Source organism: Acetobacter estunensis (genome assembly GCF_019083805.1).
GTDB classification, from domain to species: domain Bacteria; phylum Pseudomonadota; class Alphaproteobacteria; order Acetobacterales; family Acetobacteraceae; genus Acetobacter; species Acetobacter estunensis_A.
Map to the genome: position 1 here is coordinate 15,718 of NZ_JAHRDV010000007.1, position 17,404 is coordinate 33,121.

At 59.6% G+C, this 17,404-nt stretch carries 15 protein-coding genes; 11 read left to right on the plus strand and 4 right to left on the minus strand.

Going from position 1 to position 17,404, the window contains the following annotated elements; translation table 11 throughout:
* Positions 1-44: 44 nt before the first annotated feature.
* From KUA11_RS10330 to KUA11_RS10345, 4 genes are all read left to right on the plus strand, one after another.
* Positions 45-695 carry a hypothetical protein gene (locus KUA11_RS10330; RefSeq protein ID WP_368040996.1) on the plus strand — a complete coding sequence of 217 codons (651 nt, stop codon included), beginning with the start codon at positions 45-47 and terminating at the stop codon, positions 693-695.
* 26 nt (positions 696-721) lie between these two features.
* Positions 722-985: a molybdopterin converting factor subunit 1 gene (gene moaD / locus KUA11_RS10335; protein ID WP_217410222.1), complete on the plus strand. Its 264-nt coding sequence runs from the start codon at positions 722-724 to the stop codon at positions 983-985.
* Between the two features lie 7 nt (positions 986-992).
* Positions 993-1,442 (plus strand): molybdenum cofactor biosynthesis protein MoaE, encoded by a 450-nt coding sequence (locus tag KUA11_RS10340; RefSeq protein ID WP_217410223.1) that lies wholly within the window; start codon positions 993-995, stop codon positions 1,440-1,442.
* Between the two features lie 151 nt (positions 1,443-1,593).
* Positions 1,594-3,483: an N-acyl-D-amino-acid deacylase family protein gene (locus KUA11_RS10345; protein ID WP_217410224.1), complete on the plus strand. Its 1,890-nt coding sequence runs from the start codon at positions 1,594-1,596 to the stop codon at positions 3,481-3,483.
* A gap of 154 nt (positions 3,484-3,637) precedes the next feature.
* Here KUA11_RS10345 and KUA11_RS10350 read toward each other — a convergent pair whose 3' ends face one another.
* Positions 3,638-4,921, minus strand: coding sequence for an adenosylmethionine--8-amino-7-oxononanoate transaminase (locus KUA11_RS10350; protein ID WP_217410225.1), 1,284 nt, complete (start codon positions 4,919-4,921; stop codon positions 3,638-3,640).
* A gap of 103 nt (positions 4,922-5,024) precedes the next feature.
* Between KUA11_RS10350 and bioF the strand changes: the two genes are divergently transcribed.
* The 4 genes from bioF (at position 5,025) to KUA11_RS10370 (ending at position 9,430) form a co-directional block, all read left to right on the plus strand.
* Positions 5,025-6,215 (plus strand): 8-amino-7-oxononanoate synthase, encoded by a 1,191-nt coding sequence (gene bioF / locus KUA11_RS10355; protein WP_217410327.1) that lies wholly within the window; start codon positions 5,025-5,027, stop codon positions 6,213-6,215.
* Positions 6,216-6,331: 116 nt separating this feature from the next.
* Positions 6,332-6,874: an alpha/beta hydrolase gene (locus KUA11_RS10360; protein ID WP_254454844.1), complete on the plus strand. Its 543-nt coding sequence runs from the start codon at positions 6,332-6,334 to the stop codon at positions 6,872-6,874.
* Positions 6,861-8,309, plus strand: coding sequence for a dethiobiotin synthase (bioD, locus tag KUA11_RS10365; protein WP_217410227.1), 1,449 nt, complete (start codon positions 6,861-6,863; stop codon positions 8,307-8,309). The genes KUA11_RS10360 and bioD overlap by 14 nt, the downstream gene beginning before the upstream one ends.
* Positions 8,306-9,430 carry a sulfotransferase family protein gene (locus KUA11_RS10370; protein WP_217410228.1) on the plus strand — a complete coding sequence of 375 codons (1,125 nt, stop codon included), beginning with the start codon at positions 8,306-8,308 and terminating at the stop codon, positions 9,428-9,430. The genes bioD and KUA11_RS10370 overlap by 4 nt, the downstream gene beginning before the upstream one ends.
* A 9-nt stretch (positions 9,431-9,439) precedes the next feature.
* Here the strand turns inward: KUA11_RS10370 and KUA11_RS10375 are convergent, their stop codons facing one another.
* On the minus strand, positions 9,440-10,588 hold the full coding sequence (locus KUA11_RS10375; RefSeq protein ID WP_217410229.1) for a DEAD/DEAH box helicase: 1,149 nt from the start codon (positions 10,586-10,588) through the stop codon (positions 9,440-9,442).
* A 988-nt stretch (positions 10,589-11,576) separates the two neighbouring features.
* Positions 11,577-12,503 (minus strand): 4-hydroxybenzoate octaprenyltransferase, encoded by a 927-nt coding sequence (gene ubiA, locus KUA11_RS10385; protein WP_217410231.1) that lies wholly within the window; start codon positions 12,501-12,503, stop codon positions 11,577-11,579.
* Between the two features lie 128 nt (positions 12,504-12,631).
* On the opposite strand from ubiA, the gene KUA11_RS10390 reads away from it, so the two are divergent.
* The 3 genes from KUA11_RS10390 (at position 12,632) to KUA11_RS10400 (ending at position 16,816) form a co-directional block, all read left to right on the plus strand.
* The gene (locus tag KUA11_RS10390) at positions 12,632-13,372 is read left to right on the plus strand and encodes a 16S rRNA (uracil(1498)-N(3))-methyltransferase (protein WP_217410232.1); all 741 of its coding nucleotides are present in this window, start codon (positions 12,632-12,634) and stop codon (positions 13,370-13,372) included.
* A 75-nt stretch (positions 13,373-13,447) separates the two neighbouring features.
* Entirely contained in the window at positions 13,448-14,851 is a 1,404-nt protein-coding gene (locus KUA11_RS10395) for a glutamate--cysteine ligase (RefSeq protein WP_217410233.1), read from the plus strand.
* Positions 14,852-14,896: 45 nt separating this feature from the next.
* Positions 14,897-16,816 (plus strand): bifunctional 2',3'-cyclic-nucleotide 2'-phosphodiesterase/3'-nucleotidase, encoded by a 1,920-nt coding sequence (locus KUA11_RS10400; RefSeq protein ID WP_217410234.1) that lies wholly within the window; start codon positions 14,897-14,899, stop codon positions 16,814-16,816.
* A 20-nt stretch (positions 16,817-16,836) separates the two neighbouring features.
* Here the strand turns inward: KUA11_RS10400 and bamE are convergent, their stop codons facing one another.
* The gene (gene bamE, locus KUA11_RS10405; RefSeq protein WP_217410235.1) at positions 16,837-17,232 is read right to left on the minus strand and encodes an outer membrane protein assembly factor BamE domain-containing protein; all 396 of its coding nucleotides are present in this window, start codon (positions 17,230-17,232) and stop codon (positions 16,837-16,839) included.
* Positions 17,233-17,404: the final 172 nt, after the last annotated feature.

Here is a 17,404-nt window from a genome sequence, read left to right on the forward strand (position 1 = left end):
GGCGGTGGTGCCGCGCGTCAGTCATCTGGACGAGGTACGACCTTATGCGGAGAGCCGCTCTCGTAGCGACATTACTGGTTCTGAGCGGCTGCTCCGGCTTTGATAAATGGCTGACCGACACGGCGACCCTGCCGGGAGAGAACCCCAACACGCCAGCGGGCACCTCGGAGACGATCCGTCGTGTTCGCGGCCAGTCCTTCGCGGAGACACCCATCCTGCCGGATAGCGGCAACATCTGGCCGGGTGCGCCCAAGCCGCTGCCGTCTCTTTCCGATGTCGCGTCCGATCATGACACAATGGCGGGGATGGATGGGCAGAAGGGCGAACTGCCCGATGGCGGTCATCTCTCTCTGGGTGAGGATGTGGACGATTCCTTCTCTGGGAAAGGAGCTACGGCTTCTCTGCCAAGTGTGGAACCCGATGTGGCCGGAAAATATGGGGCAGGTGCGAAATCACCCAATTCCACCATCGAGATTCCGAACGGCGATGGCACCACAACGGTCATTCATCCCGATGGTTCGATCAGCACTGTAAAGAGTTCAACGCTGCATCATGACAGAGGGGCCGTGGGTAACGGGTCTGTTGACAAGGCCGTCAAACATTCGGAGACGACGTCCGGTTCGGGACAGACCGAAATGGTGGTGCCTGTCACGCCGCTCGTGCCGGGCGAGACAACGGTGACGCCGCCTCAATAAGAGGGACGTATGCGGAAGGGAACGACATGAGCGCAGATGTTACCGTTCTTTATTTCGCAGCCCTGCGTGAACGTATGGGGCGTTCACGGGATACTCTGACTCTGTCGGAAAATGCGCGGACAGTGGGTGCTCTTCTTATGGAGCGCCGTAAAGTGGACGCGACACTGGATGCAGCACTCGCTGGCCCCGGAACCCTGCGTGTGGCGGTCAATCATCAACTGTCCGATCTGAATGCTCCGGTGAAGGCCGGAGATGAGGTGGCGCTTTTCCCTCCCATGACCGGTGGGTGAAGGCACCATGCCCCTGATCAGAATTGTGGTGAGTGAGTCTGCCTTTGACATGGTAAAAGAGACCGCGCGCCTGCTGACGGAAAGTGACGGTGTGGGTGGTGTCGGCTCATTTCTGGGAGTGGTTCGTGGCGGCAATGGTCTCGTGGCGCTCACACTGGAACACTATCCGGGCATGTGCGAAGGCGTGCTGACGGCACTCGCCCAAGAGGCCGTGGCCCGTTTCTCACTTGCCGGGTGCACCGTCATTCACCGGGTTGGGCGTCTGATGGTGGGTGAGCCGATTGTGCTGGTGTTGACGGCAGCAGCACATCGGGCGGCAGCGCTGGATGGCACCCGTTTCCTAATCGATCGTCTCAAGACGGGCGCGCCTTTCTGGAAGATGGAAGAGTTTGCGGATGGACGGCGCGTTTGGGTGGAAAGCCGCGCCGAAGATGAGGCCGCCGCCGCCGGCTGGTAAGCCGATCGTTCCGATACGCTGATCCGTGTTGGCTGCTGGTTCTCTGCGGACGTTGCCGGAACCCGACTGTTCATGAATTGTTATGTTTGGAAAAGCGGAATAACGGTCGCGCGATCCTGCTCATGTCCGTTCTTGCCGCCCGGAGGCAAAGATGACGGGAATCGTCTATCGCAACGGCATGTTTTTCGATGGTACGGGGCGTTCACCAGTCGTTGCCGATGTGGCTGTGAAGAATGGTCGGATTTCCGCCATCGGCCAGCGTCTGGACGTTGATGCCGACACACAGGAAATAGAATGTCAGGGTCAGTGGGTCATGCCGGGGATGCTCGACATTCACACTCATCTCGATCTGGAAGTGGAACTTGCGCCGGAATTGCCTGAAGTGGTGCGTCACGGCACCACGACGGTCATCATGAGCAACTGTTCCATCGGCGTGACCTATGGGCATCAGCGCCGTGACGGGGAAGATCCCATCGTGGATTGTTTTGCCCGTGTCGAGAACATGCCTAAAACTGTGCTGAAACGTGTGGCCGACACCTGTACTTGGTCGAATTCGCGGGATTATCTGCAACATTTAGAGAGCCTGCCGCTCGGCCCCAATGTCGTTCCGATGATTCCCCATTCGATGCTGCGGATCGAAGTGATGGGGCTGTACGGATCCGTCAGCCGATCTCCAACCCGTAAAGAACTCGCGCGGATGGAATCCCTGCTGAAGATGGGGATGGAGGAGGGGTATGCCGGATTTTCGACTGACGCCCTGCCGTTTCATTTTCTTGCGAATGCACCGAACAAACGCAAAAGAATCCCGACACAGTATGCGGGTTTCCGTGAACTAAAACGTCTGACGGACATCGTGCGGCGTTATGACCGGCTATGGCAGGCTACGCCGCCCAAGGATGACTTTGTTGCCGCCATTCGCAGTTTTCTGCTGACCAGCGGACGGTTATACGGCCGACCGCTGCGGACGACGGTGCTGGCGGCATTGGATATTCAGACCAACCGAACGGCCCGTCATCTGTGCATGTTGCTCTCACGTATCCTCAATTCACGTGCGTTGAAGGGGAAGTTTCGGTTTCAGGCGTTGACGGGCGTATTCCGTATCTGGAGCGACGGCGCCATCAATCCTTTGGCCGATGAGATTCCGGAGTTCAGGGAACTCAATGAAATGGAATTCGAGGACCGGGAAGGGCGGGGGCGTATTCTGAACGATCCTGCTTGGGTGAAGTCTTTTCGGCAGATGTGGTTGAAAGGAAAGGTGGGTTTTTCCATCGCGCGTCTGTTGCGGGCGTTGCGTCTGGAAGATGTTGTGCTGACACGTGATCTTGCCGATATGCGTGTGGCCGGTTGTCCACTTCCTGAATGGGTTGGAGAAACGCTGCAACAGCCTTATCGGCGATTGGTGATGTTTCAGGCGTCCAGCGGGCGGGAAGGTGCTATCAGTCCGGCAGAGAAAGATTTTTTCGCGACTTTCCCCGATCCCATAGGCGATGATGCCGCTTTTTTGATTCATCTATTCCGGCAATGGGACACGGATTTGCGCTGGGAAACGACCATTGCCAACCGGGATAAAAAAGTTCTGCGGGATCTGTTGTTCCATGAACAGACATTGCCCGGTTTCAATGACAGTGGAGCGCATCTGGCCAATATCGGTTTTTATGATGGAAATCTGCGTGTTTTGAAGATCGCGCAGTCAGAGGGACTGGAGCGGGTGGCGCAGGCCATTCATCGTCTGACGGCGTTGCCGGCGGAGTTTCTGGGCCTGAATACAGGACGACTGAAGGTTGGGGTGCAGGCCGATATCTGCGTGGTCGATCCGGTGGCACTGGAGAAATGGGATCCTGAGGCGACCTATCGTTTTGTCGAGCGTGAGCAGTTCGGGTGCAAACAGGTGATTAATCGGCCAGACAATGTGGTGCGCAATGTCATGATCGGTGGCCGCGTGGCATGGGATGGCGCAGAGTATGCGGATGAGTTTGGTCGCACGGCTTATGGACGTGTGATGAAGGGTCATAATCATCCGTCCGAACAAACATTCGCCTGAAGCGAAAATCGTTTCGTTCAGAGAGATCTATCGTATCAGGGTAGAATGGATCTCTCTGGAGTGAACTATGTTTGTCGGTTCAGAGTGTTGTAGAAGACTTAGATAAAAAAAGCTGATCTTTTTCTAAGTAAGGAAAGAAGCTACGCCCGACAATTCACCTCTCATTTCCGTTGGCATTATCAGTCGCGAGGACATGTTCGATGGCGCGTGTCAGTGAGCGCAGCTCATCGGGTTGAATGGTAAAGGCCGGTGTCAGATAAACGATATTACGGAAAGGTCGGATCCATACACCTTCCGAGATGAAGCGCGTGCGCAGGGCGGCCGGGTCGTTGATTTTGTCCATTTCTACCACGCCGATCGCACCCATCACGCGCACATCTTTCACGCCGGGCAATGCGCGACAAGGTTCGAGTTGTTCACGCAAGGCGTTTTCGATGGCGGCCACCTGTTCCAGACGTGGCGTGCTTTCAAACAGATCAAGCGATGCGTTGGCGCAAGCACAGGCGAGTGGATTGGCCATGAAAGTCGGTCCATGCATTAAGGCATGTTCCGGATTATCCGAAAGAAACGCCTCATATACATGACGGCGTGCAACGGTGGCCGCCAGCGCCATGGTGCCGCCGGTCAGAGCTTTTGAGAGCGTGATGATGTCCGGCACGATGCCGGCCTGCTGACAGGCGAACATACTACCTGTGCGGCCAAATCCTGTGAAAATCTCGTCGAGAATCAGAAGAAGACCATGCCGGTCCGCGCTTTCGCGCAATTTGCGCAGCACGGCGGGCGAGTGGAAGAGCATTCCGCCCGCGCCCTGTACGAGCGGTTCCACGATGATGGCGGTGATTTCGTGCGCGTGTGTTGTAAGGAAGGCTTCGAACGCTGCTGTACTGGCCTCATCGCGGGGCAGATCCACCACATGCTGTGCGGGCATCACGCCCGCGAAAAGATGATGCATGCCTTCTTCGGGATCGCAGATGGCCATGGTGGCCAGCGTGTCGCCATGATAGCCGCCGCGGAAGGCCAGCATTTTCACACGCCCGGACTCGCCTCGGTTGATGCGGTACTGGATCGCCATTTTCATGGCGACCTCCACGGCCACGGAGCCGGAATCCGTATAGAACACGCGCTCCAGATCGCCCGGCAGCATGGCGGACAGACGGCTGGCCAGACGCAGCGCGGGTTCGTGCACCATGCCGCCGAACATGACATGCGGCATGGTGGCAAGCTGCGCTTCGGCATGGGCGCGAATATGGGGATGGTTGTAGCCATGGCAGGCCGTCCACCACGCGGCGACGCCATCGATCAGTTCACGGCCATCGGTGAGGGTGATGCGGCTTCCGTGCGTGGCGCTGGCCGCCAGCGGTGCGGGGGCGGTTTTCATCTGGGAGTAGGGCAGCCAGATGTGGGGCAAGCCGGCTTCATACCAATCGGGCGCGGACAACGAGCATCTCCATCGGGGAACGCAGTGTGGGACGCCTTTCTAGCATGGATGGTGGACAGTCACGATTGACCCGATGCGCGCCCTCCGGCACCACTTTCGTGTCATGCAACAGTTCGACCTCCTTTTCCGGCAGGCCCTCGATGGGCTGGCCGCCACTCATCGCCGACGCGCGGTGCGGCCATTCACGCCTTCGGGTACGGACGTGCTCGTGCGCGCGGATGGAGCGCGACTGATCGATTTCTCGTCCAACGATTATCTCGGTCTTTCCCGGCATCCTGTCCTGTGCACCCGTGCCATCGAGTGGACGGAGCAGTATGGCACCGGTGCCGGAGCCTCCCGGCTTGTGACTGGTACGCGCCCGCTGCATGAGCAGGTGGAACAAAAGGTTGCACGGCTCAAAGGGACGGAGGCAGCTCTGCTGTTCGCTTCCGGGTGGCAGGCGAATGCCTCGCTTGTACCGGCCTTGGCGCGATTGTCTGTGGAACAGATGGGTGCGTCGCCTCTGGTGTTCATGGACCGGTTGAATCACGCCAGTCTGCATCAGGGATGTGCGGCAGCGGGTGTGCGGCAGATCCGCTTCCGGCACAACGATCTGGAGCATCTGGAAACGCTTCTGCGCATACGTCAAGGCCAGCCGGGGTTGCGGCTGATTCTGACGGAAAGCGTGTTCAGCATGGATGGAGATCGCGCCGATGTGCCGGGACTGGCGGCGCTGGCGGAACGATACGACGCGTTCCTGTGTCTGGACGAGGCCCATGCGACGGGTGTTCTGGGAGAGAACGGCGCCGGATTGGCGTGTGAGGCACCGGGCGGAGTGCATCTGGTCATGGGAACATTCAGCAAGGCGCTGGGTGGCATGGGGGCGTATGTCGCCGGGTCCGCTCCTCTGTGTGACTGGTTGCTCAACACGGCTTCCGGCTTCATCTATTCCACGGCGCTACCGCCGGCCATTCTGGGGGCTGCGGATGCGGTGCTCGATCTGTTGCCGTCTCTGGAAGAGGATCGTCAGCGTGTCGCCCTCTATGGAGAAATACTGCGCTCCCATCTGCAGAGTGCGGGATTTGATACGGGCGCGTCCAGCACACAGATCGTGCCGGTCATGATCGGAGAGGCATCCGATGCCCTGCGGATCGCAGCAGGATTGGAGGCGGAAGGTATGCTGGCCATTGCCATTCGACCCCCCACTGTTCCGCAGGGTGAAAGTCGTCTGCGGATCAGCCTGTCCAGCGCACACGATGAGGAGGCCGTCGTGCGTCTGGCGAAGGCGATCATCCGCTTGTGCGGGAGAGCGTGATGCAGGTGGTTCTGGTGCATGGATGGGGGTTTGATGCCATTATGTGGGGCAGGGTGCGTCAGGTTCTCTCTTGTGAAAATAAGACTATTGACCTTGGTTTTTTTGGATCTCTCAATATGCATATGCCCACGGATGAGCCTGTTCTGGCGGTGGGACATTCTCTGGGGCTGTTGTGGTTGCTCACGCACGCCGAATTGCCGGCTGGCAGTCGGGTGATTGGGATCAACGGCTTTGCCCGTTTTTCGCAGGCACCGGATTTTCCCCAGGGCGTTGCGCCACGGGTGCTGGAGCGTATGCAGCGGGGACTGACGCGGGACGCCAGTGCCGTTCTGACTCAGTTTCGGAAAAACTGTGGGAATGAAACGGCCCAGACAGAAGATGTTCTTCCAGAACATTCTCCAGATATTGAGAGGCTTTCCGAAGGATTGCGTCTGCTGCGTGAGGGTGACGCACGCGCGCGGATGGGAAGTGTGCATGCGCTCCTGGCCAGTCGTGATGATACGATTGTCGCACCGGCCATGACAGAAGCAGGCGTGACGCCTTCGTGCATTCAATGGGAAGAGACCGGTGGACATCTCCTACCTCTCACGGCGCCGACCCTGTGTGCGACATTCATTTCCGATATCCTGAACGAGGCGCGTTCCGATGGTCATTCCTAACCACCACCAGACCGCGCAGGACCGTGCTCTCATCGCGCAACGATTCGATCGGGCGCAGGATTATGACGGGGCGGCAGCGGTGCAGCGTGTGACCGGACGCGCTCTTATGGAGCGTATCCGTGTGGCGCAGGATGGCCGTGAGGTTCGGCGTATTCTGGAGTTCGGCTGCGGTACGGGATTTTTCACATCTCTGCTCCGTGCCATGTGGCCGGAGGCAGAAATTGTGGCGACAGACCTCTCGGTCGCGATGCTTCGGCGTGCGGCGGAGCGTGGTCTGCACAATGTGACATTCATCCGCATGGACGCGGCTGACCCAGATGGAAATGCCGAAGTGACAGGAGCGTTCGACCTGATCTGTGGCAATCTGGCCGTGCAGTGGGTGGAGCCTCCGGAACAGGCTTTGGCAGCATTGGCGAAGCGGTTGGCCCCCGGTGGACTGCTGGCGGTCAGCACGCTGGCGGGGGACAGTTTCCATGAGTGGCGCGCGGCACATGACATGTCGGATTGCGTGCCCGCCATTCGGCGCTATCCATCGCGTGATCAGTTGCGGAACGGTTGGCCCTGTGGTCGGCTGGCGACGCAGTGGTCGTTCGAAACGCTTGTCGAGCGCACAAATGGTGGCATGGCCTTTCTGCGGGGGCTGAAGCAGATTGGTGCGACCGAGCAGGATGCGCGCAACACCTCCGGACATCTTTCTCCGGGGCATTTGCGAAGCGTGGTGAGGGCGTTCGATCGCGCGGGAGCTGTGCTGACATGGGATCTGGCGTTTGGCCTGTTTCGTGTCCCCCCACGTGCGGGCGTGTTTGTCACGGGCACGGACACTGGTGTGGGGAAAACTTTTGTCTCCGCCTGTCTGACGCAGGCATGGGATGCTCTTTATTGGAAAACGCTCCAGACAGGGCTGTCTGACGAAGCGGGCGATACGCCCGAAGTGATCCGCTTGGCAAAGGTGAGTGCGGACCGGATCGTTCCACCCGCTGCGACGTTTCTCGCCCCGCTTTCCCCGGAAGCCGCGGCTGAAAAAGAAGGGTGCAGCGTCGATATGTCGGCTTTGCGTCTGCCGATGGAGCAGCCCGAGCGGCCTCTGGTTGTGGAAGGTGCGGGTGGACTGGATGTGCCGGTGACAGAGGACACGATGATGATCGATCTGGCGGAGCGTTTCGGTCTGCCTGTGGTGCTCGTCGCGCGCAGCGGACTGGGCACGCTCAATCATACATTACTCAGTCTGGAGGCATTGCGGCGGCGGGGAATGGTCGTGGCGGGTGTGGTGCTCAACGGTTCTCCCAACGCAGGAAATCGGGACGCGATCGAGCGGCATGGAAAGGTGCGTGTGCTGGCGGAGATCCCGGTATTTTGTGAAGCAACGCCGGAAATTGTGGCTGATGTAGCGCGCAGTTTTCCAGCATGGTCGGCCATTGCGGGGCAAACGCAATGACAAAGCGATCGGGGACGCTCCTTCGTCGTGCGGCATGGCTGCGGAGCGAGGCGGCAGGACGTGTCCGCTCTCTCGGGCAGGCGGCTTTTCTCAAGACCGCTACGCCTACGCTTTTGCGTCTGAGCATTGGGCGCTGGCCGACGGCTGTGGAACAGGAGGCCTTTGCCAAAGGGTTCAACTCCGGTGCCTATGGGCTGCCGCCTTTACTGCGTGGTGTGGCGATGGTGGAGGCAGCGCGGCCCTATCTGGGGCGGGCGGCGATGTTGGCGGCCGATCCACAGGCGCTGGAGCGCGGACGCCTGACGCATGGGCAGATGCTGGGCGATCCTCAGCAGCACTGGACGGGCCGGAAGGTGCGTTTTCTGCATCTGGAAAAGACAGCCGGTTCCTCGCTGACCACATGGCTTGCCGCGAAGTTTCATCCGCGTCAGATCGATCCGGACCCCCATCGGAATATCCCGCCGCACATTCACCCCGCGCATGACGGAGAGGGTGCCCGGCAGGCGGCTCATGAGGCCGCGTTGGTGTGGGGGCACTACGATCTGCCCGCCTTGCGGCAGATTGACGAGGGAACGGGAGCGCATCCGTTCACATTCACCATCCTGCGTGATCCCAATGAGCGGATACTTTCGCTTTATTACTATTGGCGGGCCAACACCGTGGATAGGGCGCCGGAAGTGCAGTTTGCGCACGAGCATGGGTTGGCTGGTTTTCTGGCGCATCCCACGGTCCGCGTACGAAACTTTATTGATAATCTCTATGTCCGACGCCTGACCGGTCTGTACGCAACGGAGGAATCGGATCCGCTTCGCGACGATCCGGAGCGGGCGGTTGCCTTGGCGTGTGCTGCTCTGGACAGTCTGGATTTCGTGGGTTTTGCGGATGCTCTCGATGCGTCATTGCAAAGTCTGGCGCATAGGCTGGGTACGGACGCGCCTGAGCGTGCGCCGCGTGTGAACGTGCTGGAACACTCCATTCGCAACCCGGTCACACCGTTCCGTGCGGTGAAATATGAGGCCCTGAGTGCCGATATTCTTGGCCTTCTGGACGATCTTACCTGTTATGACCGGCGTGTTTGCGAACATGCGCGTCAGCGTTTCGATGGGCCCAAGAGCGCCTGAGCGCGTTTTTTAACGACTGCGGGAGAGAGGTTCCGGGATGGGAAGCACTTTCAGCTTCACGCCAAGAGACGCTTCGATATTGCGCAGGGCGCGGCGTTCCTCCGGGGCGCAGAGCGTTACCGCCCAGCCTTTGCGGCCCGCGCGTCCTGTTCGACCGATGCGGTGGAGGTAAGTATCGGCCTGTTCGGGAGGGGCTGCGTTGATGACCTGCTCCACCTGTCCGATGTCCAGCCCACGGGCCGCAATGTCGGTGGCGACAAGAATGGACACCTTGCTGCTTGAAAAGGCCGAGATGGCGGCATTACGAGCTGGTTGTCCCAATTTACCGTGCAGTTCCGCGACTTTGAGTTTCTGCTTGCGAAGATGGCGGGTCAGGGTGTGGACGTCGTCGCGGGTGGCCACGAATACAATGGCGCTGCGGTCTGGGTGTTTACGAAGCAGCGCTTCCAGAACGAGGGGTTTGCGCGCCTGATCGACGAAGATCATGGCTTGGCGCACCTGCGGTCGTTCTTCCTCCACGGGCTCGATCTGTACGGGTTTATGCAGAAACGAGCGGGCGGCTTCACGGGTCTGGGGGGAGCCTGTTGCGGACACGAGGACTGTTTGCCGTTCGCGTGGAAGCAGAGCTTCGATGGCAAGCATTTCCTCGCGGAACTCGCCGGACATCAGACGGTCCCCTTCGTCCAGAACGATAAAACGGCAGGACGTGGCGTCCAGACGCTCGCTGCGCAGCAGATCGAGCAGGCGCCCGGGGGTGGCCACGATCAACCGTGGGTCTTCGGTCGGGGGGGCGCCCTCCTGTTCGCCGCCATAGACGGCCCAAGGCAGAAACTCGTGCGAGGGAGCAAGGGTTTTCCCCATTTCGGAAACCTGCCGGGCCAGTTCGCGCGTGGGCACGATGACAAGAGCACCTGCGTTTTTCCGACGTTCGAGAAAATCGAGGACGGGAAGAAGGTAGCTTGCCGTTTTGCCTGTGCCGGTGGGTGCGAGGATTTCGGCGTCTTTGCCTTCCAGAAGAAGAGGAATGGCCACCTTCTGTATGGGCGTGGGCTCTTTCAGTCCGGCCCTGCGTGTTTGCGCAATAAGCTTGGAGGACAGGCGGAACCCATCGAAGTTTTCGACGGACGAAGGAGCGGGAGCAGAAGAAGAGGCGGCCATGAGGGCTTCCTGACGAGGTCGAAACACGGGTCCGAAGCAGAGGCGGACGCGATCGGATCATGAAGAAGTCCCTGCATATGCCAGAAGGGCGGGAGGGATGCCATGCGGCTTTCCCTCCATGGTGGAGGACAGGCGCCCCGAGACCCCATTGTTCTCCCACGCGACAGGTCGGGTTCCCGGGGTGCGAAGTGTGTGCCCGTGTAACGGCGGTCTTCAGGCGGCCAGAGGAAGTTCTGTCCGGGCTTGGCGCCGCGTCTGGATGGCGCGCCAGCTTATAGGGTGTCCAACGGCCAATGGTTCCAGCCCGGCCTGTTCCCGTACACTACTGCAAGCACGAAAATGGGTTTCTCGTTGCATTTTCTGGGAACGGCGATGGATGAAACTCCGGCTTACTCCCAATTCCTTGGCAGCATTACGGAGTGTCATCTTCTTTTTTTTCAAGAAGAAAGGAAAGTTTTTCGTCCTGTTCCGAAGACCATTTCAGTGCACGAGGTATAAAATACTCTCTTTCTTGTGTGATCGTGGTGAACATCTCCATTATTGCGGTGCCTATTGAAAAACGAAGGCGATAATCAGATCGCTTGGCATGTTAAGCTGAGTGTTACCGTAATTAGTTGTAGAAATAGATTTTATGGATCGTGTTTCAACCTGATGTTCAGGAGTTTTGATTAGTATTTTGAGAAGAAAACTGTATCGAATAATAAGTTTTTGTTTTATACATAACATACATAAAAAAGTACGAAATCCATAAAAACATGCAATGTACAGCCACATTTCTCACTTCTGAAAAGCAGAGCATGGCTGTATTCCATTGAATTGTTTGGGTTAATTTTGAGTCGTCGGTTTTGGTCGTGTTGGTGGAGCGTAAGGTCGAAAAAGTTTCATTGAAAAATGATGAAAAAGAACGGTTTCGTTCGTTTCATTTGATCGACGTATGAAGCTTCGACATGGAGGGAATGAACCCCGCTCCTTCACGGCTTTTTTTGTCTCATGTGAGGAGACCGGCCAGACAGGCCAGTGCGAATCCGATGCCGATGTCCCGGTTCGCGCGAAATTGGGCAAGACAAAGGCGCGGATCGGCGGGATTGATTCGGGAGGCTTGATGCAACAGCAGTCCCACGCAGATCAGCGCGCCAAGGAAGAAGCCGAAGCCCGTATGGGCCAGCACGCCTGCCGCAATAAAGGCAATGGCTGCGAGGGAGTAGCAGGCACCCACAAAGCCGCGTGGCCGGTGGACCCATAGACGGGAGGTGGATTTCACGCCGATACGAGCGTCATCCTCCATGTCCTGAAAGCCGTAGATCGTGTCGAAACCGAGTTGCCAGAAGATCGTGGCGGCATAGAGCAGCATCTGCGTCGCATCGCAGCGGTCCGTTATCGCCGCGTAGCCCATGGGCGCACCGAAGCCGAACGTGAACCCCATGACGAGTTGCGGCCACCATGTGAAACGCTTGGCGAGGGGATAGAGCGCCACAAGCAGAAGCGAGGAGGCACCGAGGATCTGCGTCAGACCGTTGAGCTGGAGCAGAATGGTGAACCCGATAAGCAGCAGCAGCAGCAGGAAAAGAGCCGCGTGCCGCATCCGCAATGCGCCGGAGGCCAGCGGTCGTCCGGCCGTGCGCGCCACCTGACGGTCGATGTCGCGATCCCACATGTCGTTCACGACGCAGCCAGCTGACCGCATCACCACGCTGCCAATGCCAAACAGCACAAGAAGTCGCAGCCGCTCCATGGGTGCGATGACCGTGTGAGCGCCGGGAAGAAGGATGCCCCATGCGCCGGGCAGAAAGAGCAGCCATGCCCCGATGGGACGGTCCAGTCGGGCTAGCAGGGCATACGGGCGCAGCTTCGCGGGAAGATGCGCGATCCAGCCGGAGGTGCGGATGTCGGTGTGCGGAGTGGTCGTGTTCGGCACCGGGCTCTTCCCTGACAGACTTGACCGGCAGGCCGATCCCGCCGAAACCGCGCCGATTGATGCGGGGATGGCTCTTCCGGGTCAATGGTCCCCACGTTCGGTCAACCGATCCTTGCGGAGTTTCTGGCATGTCGGCGCTTTACACCCTGCCTCGGTTGCATGTGTCTGTCGGGGAGGCGCTTGTGGCACATGCGGAATTGCCGATGACGCCCGAACAGGCGCGTTATCTCGGCACGGTTCTGCGTCGTGCCGAGGGAGACGAGGTGCGTCTGTTCAATGAACGCGATGGGGAGTGGCTGGCGCGGATCGCGGGCGTGCGCAAGGACAAGGGCCGTTTCACGGTTGTGGAGCGGCTTCGCGAACCTGCGTCCGAGCAGGGGTGTGTGCTGGCCTTCGCGCTGCTCAAGCGTGACGCCACAGATCTCGTGATCCGCATGGGCACGGAACTGGGCGTGTCACGTTTCGTTCCGGTCATAACCGAGCGCACGGTGAGTGGCCGCGTGAAGAGTGAGCGGCTCGAATCGATTGCCACCGAAGCGGCGGAGCAGTCTGAGCGGTTGAGTGTGCCTGTGGTGGAGACCCCGGTCCGCCTAACCGATTTTCTTGGAGCGTGGCTTGCTGATTTCCGTCTTTTTGTTGCGGTGGAACGACTGATTGCCCAAGAGGATAGTCCTGTCGCCTTTGTCGGAGCGCGAGCGGGCGATGGCGTTCTCATCGGTCCGGAGGGGGGATTCAGCACCGGGGAACTTGACGTTCTGCGTGCCCGCCCCTTTGTTACACCTGTCACACTGGGGAACAGGGTGCTGCGGGCAGAGACAGCCGTCACGGCAGCGCTTGCCCTGTTCGATTCCCAGCTCCGAAACGCTTGAGGCGGCGGGAGCGTTCGGTTCGGGGCTGTCCCGCGCCGTTCGCGGTTTCGCTGTCCCGACTGGAACCCGCAGCCGATGTCCAATCCCGCCGAGCAGGACGCACGTCCCATTACTTCCCTACAGGACCTCGTGGACGTGCTGGCCTCGGGCTGCAAACCGCGCGACGACTGGCGGATCGGCACGGAGCACGAAAAATTCGGCTTCGTACGCCCCGAAGCGGCGACGGCGGAGCGTCCGGCTTTTTCCTCACCGGCCTACGCTCCCGAAGGCATTGGTGCGTTGCTTGAGGGCGTGCGGGCTGAGGGCGGCTGGCTGCCGATTATGGATGGCCCGGCACTCATTGGACTGAAGGGGCAGGGAGAGAACGCGGGCGGGGCGATCTCGCTGGAACCGGCTGGGCAGTTCGAACTCTCCGGCGCACCGCTGGCGAGTCTCCATGACACGCGCGTGGAACTGGAGCGTCACTTCGCCAATATCCGTGGTCCGGCCCGTAGGCTAGGCTTGGGATTCGCACCGCTGGGCTTTCATCCCTTCGCCACACGGGCGTCCCAGCCATGGATGCCCAAGAGCCGCTACGCGATCATGCGGGCCTATATGCCCAAGGTCGGCTCTATGGGACTGGACATGATGCAGCGGACCTGCACCGTGCAGGTCAATCTAGATTTTGCCTCGGAAGAGGACATGCGGCGCAAAATGTGCGTCTCACTGGCGCTTCAACCGGTGGCCACCGCCCTGTTCGCCAATTCGCCGTTTTATGAAGGCAAGGCCAATGGCTGGCTATCCAATCGGGCGAATGTGTGGACCGATACGGACAACAGCCGCTCAGGAATGCCTCACGCCTGCTTTGCGAAAGATTTCGGTTTCGCGAAGTATGTCGAGTGGGCGCTGGATGTGCCGATGTATTTCATCGTGCGCGATGGCAAGCTGATCGATGTGGCGGGGCGATCATTCCGCGCATGGCTTGCCGGAGACCGGCAGGACGGCCTCGATGGGCTTACTCCCACTATCGGCGATTTCGAAGACCATCTGACGACAGTTTTTCCGGATGTGCGGCTCAAGCGTTTTCTGGAAATGCGGGGCGCGGATGCCGGATCACCGGAGATGATGATCGCTCAGTCCGCCCTGTGGGTTGGGCTGCTGTACGACGATGCTGCCCTGAGTGCCGCGGAAAGTCTTGTGCGCGAGTACGACGAAGCGACGTATCGTACGCTGCGGGCCGATGTGCCGGCACGCGCGCTGAACACCCCGCTGGGCACAGGCACTGTGCGCGATCTGGCGGCCCGGATGGTGGCAATCGCCACAGACGGTCTTCGGGCGCGCGGGCTGCGTAATACGGCAGGACAGGATGAAACCGTGTTGCTCGCGCCCCTGCAGGCGCTCGTGGCGGGTGCGCCGACGCAGGCAGAGCGTTGGCTGGAACGGTATGACGGACCTTGGGGCGGTGATGTGCGCCGTATCCTGTCCGAAGCGGAAATATGAGGGATAACTACCGGTTTTTTGTGCGGGCGGCACAGGCGTGCCGACATGGGTGAGGCTGGCGGTGAGGTAAGCGTGCTCCGGGTGCGTCTTCTTGAAACCTCCGATCTTCACGCCTGTCTGCATCCCTACGATTATTACCGGGCCCATGAAAATCATGGCGTCGGGCTGTTGCGGGTTGCCGAACTGATCCGGACTGCCCGCGATGAGGTGCCCAATACGCTCCTGTTCGACAATGGAGATACGCTTCAGGGCACGCCTCTGGGCGATTACATGGCGCAGGATGGGCATCTGGTCGCAGTGGGTGTCCATCCCATGATCCGGTTGATGAATCGGTTGGGTTATGACGCGGCGACGTTGGGGAATCACGAATTCAATTTCGGCCTTTCCTTTTTACAGCAGGTTCTTGCCCAGACCGCGTTTCCGGTCGTCTGCGCCAATGTGGCTCGCGTGGACGGAGGAGCGTTTGTGCCACCCTTTGTCGTGCTGGAGCGCGACATGATGGACGATGAGGGTACGTGTCATCGTCTGAAAATCGGTGTGGTGGGGTTTGTGCCACCCCAGATCATGACATGGGACGCCACGCATCTGCAGGACCGGGTGTGGGCCTGTGACATGGTGGAGGCGGCCCGGAGAGTGCTTCCGGTTCTGAGGGCGCAGAGCGATGTGATCGTGGCGCTGTGTCACTGTGGCATCGCCGACGGACCACAGGAGAGCGGGGCGGAAAACATGGCGCTGTCGCTGGCAGCTCTTCCCGGCATCGACGCTCTCCTGCTCGGGCATACCCATCACGTCTTTCCCGGTCCCGCGCATGAGGGGTTGGCCGATGTGGACAACGAAACAGGCACGCTGCACGGCAAGCCCGCCGTGATGCCGGGCTTCTGGGGCAGTCACCTCGGTCTGATCGATCTGACGCTGACCCGTGGTGTTGGTGGGGAATGGAGATGCCAATCGTTTCGTGTGGAGACACGTCCCATCTGCACGCAGTCAGCGAACGCCATCGTGGCGCCTGTCGTGACGCAGGATCCTGTCCTGACGAAGCTGGTGCAGGATGAGCATGAGGCGACGAAGGTGTGGATGGCGCAGCCTGTGGCCCACACGACCGGCGCGCTGACGACATTTTTTACCTTTACCGGCTCCGATCCGACGCTTTCCCTTATCAATGACGCGCAACTGGCATGGGCGCGGTCTTTTTTGGCGAAGGCAGAAGCGAAAACCCTGCCGCTTCTCTCGGCGGCATCTCCTTTCCACGCGGGGGGAGCGGGCGCCGCGTCCTTTGTGGATATTCCCGCAGGCCCGCTGGTCCTGCGCGATCTGGCGAGCATTTATCCCTATCCCAACACACTGGCGCTCGTGCGTTGCACGGGTTCGGAGATACAGGAGTGGCTGGAGCGTGCTGCAGCGGTATTTAACCGGATCGATCCGACTGTGGCGCATCCTCAACCGCTGCTCAATGCCTCTGTCCCATCCTATACGTTCGACGTGCTGGCCACGGAGGCATCGAATGGTGGGCTGACATGGGAGATCGATCTGACGGCCCCGGCTCGTTATGACGCAGAAGGGCGGTTGGTCGATCCTTCTGCACGACGCATCCATAGTTTGAAGCTGGGACCGCTGCCTATCGGGCGCGAGCAGTCAGTCTTTGTCGTGACCAACAGCTACCGCGCGTCAGGCGGCGGCCATTTTCCCGGTACGGGTCGTGAGCACATCGTGGAGGTTTCCACGGAGCGCAGCCGCGATGCTTTGGCGAAATATGTGGAAACGCGACAGACCATCGTGCCGTCAGAGATCCAGCCATGGCATTTTCATCCGCTTGGAGCGAAGGTCACGGTGTGGGTGGATCTGCCTTTCGCCGCCGCATCGCTGGCGAAGCAATGCGGCAATCTTGTGCGATTGGGGAAAGGTGCTGTCGGCTGTGACCGGTATGCAGTTCTCACGGGGCGCGATGTGTCGGGCGGAGCGAGATAGGCCGCATCGCACCGGGAGTATCAGAACAGACCGGAACTGGTTTTTATGGGCGATGTGTTCATGGCGTGATGCCAGACGACATTGCCGTCGAAGATGACGGTCAGGTTCTTCTGGTGACCGTGCCAGCTCTGGTGAAGATCGCCATAAATAGGAATGAAATTCTCGCCGTCCGTCACCTGCTTGGTGAAGGAATATTCCCATTCCTCATGTCCGCTATCGGTGAAGGTGGTTCGCAGCGGAGGTCCGAACAGGGTGCGGACCTGATCGCGAGTGGTGACGCCGTCATGAATTTTCTGATCGATCGTGGCGTCGGTTTCGTTCTTCAGTGTGGTGTTGCCACTTGTGGCGCAGGCTGCCAGCGCCAGCGCGCAGGAAAGAGTCACAACGCCAGCGACCGGGCGGAAACGTGAAATCATCGGATAGGATCGTCCTTCTCGCTTCCTTGCCGAAGAACGCAGCCCATGACTGGCGCAGGCGAGGAATGGTCAGGATGTCTTATCCAACAGAAACGTAAAAAGAAATGTTCGTAGCGGTGGGCTGACGGTATGGCGCGAGGAAGGGAAACGGCGGCTTCGCGAGAAGAACAGA